The sequence below is a fragment of the Spirosoma migulaei genome, from assembly GCF_054776855.1.
Genome location: NZ_BAAHBG010000007.1, coordinates 34,584 through 41,324, shown reverse-complemented (window position 1 = coordinate 41,324; position 6,741 = coordinate 34,584). Strand labels below are relative to the sequence as shown.

The following is a 6,741-nucleotide window of genomic DNA, read 5'->3' as shown; positions in this document are numbered from 1 at the left end:
TATCGGCTCACTCAGTTATATGCTTAATCCAAGTTACTCCACAACTTTTAGACTTGATCCATTAAAGCCTTATTGGCCGTCTGATAACTTTTACTTAAAACGTCTTTTCAATAAATCATCCACGTACTCATGCTTGACTTTACCTCCTTCTTCAAAAAAAGATGGAAGCCCATATAACTGTCCTTTAACATCTGGTATTGTAAATGAAACAAGTCTCTTTTTATCCTTTGCTAGAACCGACAAGGCTGATGATATTGTGGGATAAATTTGTCTTCTATGTTTTTCCGCTAAGTTTAGAGCACTTAATACATCGCCTATATTCATAAATCGGTTTTCTTTTCCGATAAAATTTGGCAGAAACTGCCTCCATTGAAATCCTTTAGTTTTCCAGAATAGAGTCTCATCTTCATTCGATTCATCAATTATTGTCCCTTTACTGCTTGCAGAATGGTACTCTCCTTGATTATACGAATCTGCTTGCTCGCCATATGATTTATTGCTTGAACCGACTTCTACTATTGCTTGCTTAGCATCAATGTCTTTTGCTAATTCTACAATACTCGACTCACCACGCATTTGTCGTATATGATCAAGTGCTTTTTCATATTTAGATTTAGCTATTTCATATTGAATACGTGCAGTTTCTACCTCTCGCTTAGAAAGCTCTAAATCAGCCTCTAATTGAGGTATTAGCTTATTAATAAGCTCTACGTCAAGTTCAAGTTTTCGTGTATCAGCCATAGCAAGCAATTACATAACCAAAGATAAGCTTGCAAGGATTTATAAGCAAGGAAATTGCGAATATATTGTAGATATTTTATTGATTCAGAAAAAACTTTATATGTGTATTATGTATTATCTATTTTGATCAATGATTGTTGTATAATAACTTAATATTGCCTGATCTATATATTGTTGAAACTACATTCTATTTTGGTTATATCTTTAAATAGCCAAAGCTTTACTTTTAAAGGCAAAGCTTTGGCTATCAATATTATACAAATCTAACTTCCACACATCTCGCAACCTTCTGGGTCATCGAGTGAGCAGGTCATGGCGGCATATTGTTGTTCGAGGTCCGTTACCATCGGTACAGGCTGGGGCGTCGTGTTTTGGGCGTGCTCCTTGGCGTACTGTACGTAATCGAGGGGTTTTTCTACCGTAACGGCTTCGGTTAGGACGGCTTCCAGTTGAGGCTCGGCCTGTGGCTGTACCACGGTGAACTTCACGGCATCGGCAGCGGCCTTCGTACGGAGGTAATACATACCCGTTTTCAGACCCGCTTTCCAGGCGTAGAAGTGCATGGACGTCAGCTTGCCGAAGTTCGAATCCTGAATGTGGATGTTCAGCGACTGCGACTGGCAGATGTACGCGCCCCGATCGGCGGCCATGTCGATGATGTGCTTCTGCTTAATCTCCCAAACCGTTTTGTAGAGGTCTTTGATGTTCTGCGGAATGTTCGGAATCGCCTGTACCGAGCCGTTAGCCAGAATCAGGTTGTTCTTCATGGCATCGTTCCATAGACCCAGCTTCACGAGGTCTTTGAGCAGGTGCTTGTTCACCACCACGAACTCGCCCGACAATACGCGACGGGTGTAGATGTTACTCGTGTACGGCTCGAAGCACTCGTTATTACCCAGAATCTGCGAGGTCGATGCCGTTGGCATTGGTGCCAGCAGCAGCGAGTTTCGCACACCATGTTCAACAACGTCTTTCCGCAGACTTTCCCAATCCCAACGATTCGACTTAGGTTTAACACCCCACATATCGAACTGGAACACGCCTTCCGAAATTGGCGAGCCTTTCCAGGTTTCGTACGGACCATATTCTTTGGCCTGCTCCATCGACGAAGTCATGGCACCAAAGTAAATCGTCTCGAAGATATCTTCGTTCAGGCGACGCGCTTCGTCCGACTCAAACGGCATCCGCAGCATGATGAAGGCATCGGCCAGTCCCTGCACACCTATACCAATTGGCCGGTGACGCATGTTGCTCCGGCGAGCCTCTTCAACTGGGTAATAGTTGATGTCGATGATCTTGTTCAAGTTGCGGGTGGCCGTTTTGGTCACTTCATACAACTTCTGGTGATCGAACCGCATGATACCGTCCTTGCCGCGTGTGATGAACTTCGGCAGGGCAAGCGATGCCAGGTTACACACCGCAATTTCGTCGGGAGCGGTGTACTCGATGATTTCGGTGCAGAGGTTACTCGACTTGATGGTACCGAGGTTCTTCTGGTTCGATTTCTTGTTAGCCGCATCCTTATACAGCATATAAGGCGTACCCGTTTCGGTTTGCGATTCCAGAATTTTGAACCACAATTCCTGCGCTTTTATCGTCCGGCGGGCACGACCTTCGCGCTCGTAGCGCTCGTACAAGGCTTCAAACTCATCACCATAACAATCGGCCAGACCTGGGCACTCGTGTGGGCAGAACAACGACCAAACATCGTCGGCTTCCACCCGCTTCATGAACAGATCGGGCGTCCAGAGGGCGTAGAATAAATCGCGGGCGCGGCCTTCTTCCTTACCGGAGTTCTTTTTCAGATCCAGGAAGTCAAACACATCGGCATGCCAGGGTTCCAGATAAATGGCGAAGGAGCCTTTCCGCTTCCCGCCACCCTGATCCACATAACGGGCTGTATCGTTAAATACACGCAACATTGGTACAATCCCGTTGCTGGTTCCGTTGGTGCCTTTAATATAGGTTCCCGTTGCCCGAACGTTATGGATACTCAGGCCAATACCACCCGCCGATTGCGAGATTTTGGCGGTTTGTTTCAATGTATCATAAATTCCGTCGATGGAGTCGTCCTTCATGGTCAGCAGGAAGCAACTCGACATCTGTGGTTTCGGTGTACCGGCATTGAACAACGTCGGCGTAGCGTGCGTAAACCACTTTTCGGAAAGCAGATTATAGGTTTCGATAGCCGCATCCACATCTTCCATGTGAATACCAACGGCTACCCGCATCAGCATATGCTGAGGACGTTCGGCAATGCGGCCGTCCAGTTTTAGCAGATACGATTTTTCGAGGGTCTTATAGCCGAAGTAATCATAGCCATAATCCCGATCATAAATAATGGTTGAATCCAGCAGAGCCGCATGCTGACGAACCACATCATACACCTCTTTCGAGATTAATGACGCGTTTTCGCCCGTTTTCGGGTCTTCATACTGATACAATTTCTTGATGGTACCGGAGAACGATTTGTTCGTCTCCTTGTGCAGGTTTGAGATGGCAATCCGAGCGGCCAGGATGGCGTAGTCGGGGTGCTTGGTCGTCATGGAAGCTGCGGTTTCAGCGGCCAGATTGTCGAGTTCGGTGGTTTTTACCCCATCGTACAGACCACTGACAACTTTTACAGCCACTTCAACAGGCTGCACATAAGCTGGGTCAAGACCATAACACAGCTTCTCGATTCGAGCGGTGATTTTGTCGAACTTGACGGACTCCCGGCGCCCGTCGCGTTTGATAACGTACATACGTATTTCGGCTAGTTAAGTATGGAAAAATGTTGACTGCATACAGGTTACGGTTGAGATTGAATGTATATGATGGTTAATTATAAGAGGTAGTATAGTGTCATCTATTCAGACGAGAAAGGAAAAAAAGTAACCAAAAAACTGAACCTCAGTAGTTACCCAAAGGTGTAGCGGATGGCGTTCTAAAGTTCCTTTGAAAAAGACGGAAAAGCAACCCGGAAGGTTCGGGTGTTTTGATAAATCCTTGAAACGTTCAACTCTTCAGGCAGGTTAAGAAATTGTTAAGTCGTCAGCGTTAGCGACTTATCAATACCCCAGTGGAGAGCTATTCTTAGAAATTAATAAAGCGATTTTTATTGATCGGAATGTGGGGCCAAACTCTGGCGAGCACTATTCCGTGGAGAAAGCGTACGGTTCGGAAATGTATGAAAAAAGACGCAGAGGACCAACTGTTTATTACCGCATTATTAGGCAACGGTTCCAGTTTAACCAGTTCGTTATCAGCCTGAAAAAGAACCCACAAAAAGGCTTGGCAATCCTGATAAAAACCGTACCTTTGCAGTCCTTTTCGGTCGGAAACCGAGAAGATGACAAGAAACTGAGATTAATCATGAAAAAGGGCATTCACCCGGATTACCGCGAAGTGGTATTCCACGACCTGTCGAGCGATTATAAATTTCTGACCCGCTCAACGGTTCAAACCAGAGACAGCATTGAGTTCGAAGGCAAAACCTATCCGCTCGTTAAGATCGAGGTTAGTTCGCAGTCGCACCCGTTCTATACGGGCAAAAACGTACTGCTCGATACAGCCGGCCGTGTGGACAAGTTCCGCAAACGGTACGGTACAAAAGAAAACGCAACCCCGACTTCGCAGTCGTAAGCTGGTCATCGTTTCTCTTTTTAACGATCACAAAACTCCCTCGTTACGGATATCTGTAACGAGGGAGTTTTTTTATGGTAAATTTTAGTTGCTTATTGGTTATTAAGTTGACCGTTGACTTAATAACCTAATAACCAACTCAACGCTCACGATATGAAGAAAATACTGATCATAGAAGATGACCGGCGTATAGCCCAGAATATCAGCCGGGGGTTACTGGAAGAAGGCTATGCCACGGAGGTCGTCTATGAGGGTCTGAACGGACGACAGATGGCGCTGCAACCCGGTGTCGATTTACTGATCCTGGATATCAACCTACCCGGTTTAAGTGGCTTTGAAGTCTGTAGGAGTGTGCGGGCCGAGAAACCACAGTTGCCTATCATTATGCTCACGGCACTGGGAGAAATTGAAGACAAAATAGAAGGCCTGGGTCTAGGAGCTGATGATTACCTTGTGAAACCATTCGATTTCCGCGAGTTGGTGGCACGGGTAGCTACCTGCTTCCGGCGTTCATCGTTCATTAACGATCCAATTACAGAAGACATCTGTCAGGTAGCCAATCTGACGGTCAATTTGAGCCTTAAGGAGGTTCGGCGAGACAATACACTCATTGACCTGACCGCCCGCGAATTTGCCCTGCTGGAATACCTGATTCGCCACAAAGGCCGGGTTCTCTCGAAAATGGATATTGCCGAAACCGTCTGGAATCTCAACTTCGATCCGGGTACGAATGTCGTGGAGGTGTATGTAAATTACCTGCGCAAAAAAATCGACCGCGATTTTGAGCCGAAACTGATCCATACCCGGCCGGGTATGGGTTATGTGTTGAAGGAGGAGTAAAGGGAGGATGGAGGAGAGGGAGAAAGGGGATGCTTAATTTCGTTTCTCCCTCTCCTCCATCCTCCCTCTCTTCCCTTCCTCCCCCTCCCCCCTTTCCTCCCTCTCACCATGACCATCCGCAACCGTATAGCCCTACAGTTCTCACTCATTGTCGCTACGATTCTGATCGTTTTTTCGGTGCTGATTTATCTGGTGTCGGCTACGTACCGGCGGGAGGAGTTTTACGAGCGGCTCAAAAATAAAGCCCGTACTACCGTTCGCTTTTTAATTGAAGTGAAAGAAGTGGATCGGGAGTTGCTTAAAATCATTGATCGTAATACGCTCACGGCCCTGATCGATGAGAAAGTTCTGATTTTCGATGCCAGGAATCGTCTGATCTATTCGAGTGTCGATGATCAGGTCATTCATTTCCAGACAACTCTACTGGACGAGGTTCGGCAAAAGAAAGAAATTGAAACGTTTAGTGAGCACAATGAACTGGTCGGGTTGCTCTACCAGCAGAACGGTCGGGACCTGGTCGTGTTAGCTTCCGCCTACGATCAGTTTGGGAAGAGTAAGCTGGAAAATCTGCGATTAACCTTAGGCTGGGGATTGCTGGCGGGCCTGAGCATTACCATTGGACTGGGTATTTTCTTTGCCGGTCAATCCTTACGCCCCATCAGCCAAATCAATCAGCAGGTATCGACCATTACAGCGCTCAATCTTCAGCAACGACTGGACGAAGGCAATCGGCAGGATGAGATTGCCCGACTGGCCATGAACTTCAACGACGTACTGCACCGGCTGCACCAGGCCTTTGAACAACAGCGAAGTTTTGTATCGCATGCATCACATGAACTCAGAACACCCCTGGCCGCGCTGAAGTCAGAGATCCAACTGGGTTTACGCCGACCGCTAACCGTAGCTGAACACAAAGAGATTCTGATCAACTTACTTTCAGATACCGATCGGCTCATTGGCTTGACCAATAGTTTACTGCTGCTGGCCCGAACGCTGGAAACAAGCAACCAGGTATCGTTTCGGACTGTTCGCGCCGATGATGTTGTTTTTCTGGCTAAAGATGAACTGGTAAGTGCCAAGACTACGTACCGAATTGCAGTTGACTACAGCAATTTGCCGGAAACTGAAACCGAAACACTTGTTAAAGCAAATGAGGAACTGTTGAAACAAGTGTTTCTCAACCTGTTCGATAACGCCTGCAAATACTCACCGGACCATACTGCCCAAGTACGCATCAGCACAGATAGTCAGTATTGCCGGATCACGGTTCAGGATAAGGGTATTGGTATGTCAGCACACGACCAGGCGCATATTTTCGAACCATTCTACAGATCAACTAACGTTCTCGACTATCAGGGATTTGGCATCGGCTTATCCATTTGTGCGAAACTCATTGAACTCCACATGGGAACCTTATCAGTTAATAGCAACCTGGGCGAGGGCAGTACGTTTACCGTTTCGCTGCCGCATGTGTGAGGGTACTTACATATTAAACCTCACATTCCGCTGATTAAATCAGCCTTAACACACTTATAC

Annotated in this window: 5 protein-coding genes; 3 read left to right on the top strand and 2 right to left on the bottom strand. The window is 46.7% G+C overall.

The annotated features are described in order from the left end of the window. Window positions 1-90: 90 nt before the first annotated feature. Window positions 91-741: a hypothetical protein gene (locus ACYVGO_RS09700; RefSeq protein WP_460969084.1), complete on the bottom strand. Its 651-nt coding sequence runs from the start codon at window positions 739-741 to the stop codon at window positions 91-93. 263 nt (window positions 742-1,004) lie between these two features. After that, complete coding sequence (locus tag ACYVGO_RS09695; protein ID WP_460969083.1) at window positions 1,005-3,485, bottom strand: ribonucleoside-diphosphate reductase subunit alpha; 2,481 nt, start codon at window positions 3,483-3,485, stop codon at window positions 1,005-1,007. Window positions 3,486-4,095: 610 nt separating this feature from the next. Between ACYVGO_RS09695 and ACYVGO_RS09690 the strand changes: the two genes are divergently transcribed. From ACYVGO_RS09690 to ACYVGO_RS09680, 3 genes are all read left to right on the top strand, one after another. Further along, a complete protein-coding gene (locus tag ACYVGO_RS09690; RefSeq protein WP_111348381.1) occupies window positions 4,096-4,365 on the top strand; it encodes a type B 50S ribosomal protein L31 in 270 nt (89 codons plus the stop codon). Window positions 4,366-4,518: 153 nt separating this feature from the next. Next, complete coding sequence (locus ACYVGO_RS09685; protein ID WP_142774828.1) at window positions 4,519-5,205, top strand: response regulator; 687 nt, start codon at window positions 4,519-4,521, stop codon at window positions 5,203-5,205. 108 nt (window positions 5,206-5,313) lie between these two features. Next, window positions 5,314-6,681 (top strand): sensor histidine kinase, encoded by a 1,368-nt coding sequence (locus ACYVGO_RS09680; protein ID WP_460969082.1) that lies wholly within the window; start codon window positions 5,314-5,316, stop codon window positions 6,679-6,681. Window positions 6,682-6,741 lie beyond the last annotated feature (60 nt).

Bases quoted from the DNA above. Each gene is read 5' to 3' on its own strand.
- ACYVGO_RS09700 (WP_460969084.1), bottom strand. From the start codon at position 741: ATGGCTGATACACGAAAACTTGAACTTGACGTAGAGCTTATTAATAAG.
- ACYVGO_RS09695 (WP_460969083.1), bottom strand. From the start codon at position 3,485: ATGTACGTTATCAAACGCGACGGGCGCCGGGAGTCCGTCAAGTTCGAC.
- ACYVGO_RS09690 (WP_111348381.1), top strand. From the start codon at position 4,096: ATGAAAAAGGGCATTCACCCGGATTACCGCGAAGTGGTATTCCACGAC.
- ACYVGO_RS09685 (WP_142774828.1), top strand. From the start codon at position 4,519: ATGAAGAAAATACTGATCATAGAAGATGACCGGCGTATAGCCCAGAAT.
- ACYVGO_RS09680 (WP_460969082.1), top strand. From the start codon at position 5,314: ATGACCATCCGCAACCGTATAGCCCTACAGTTCTCACTCATTGTCGCT.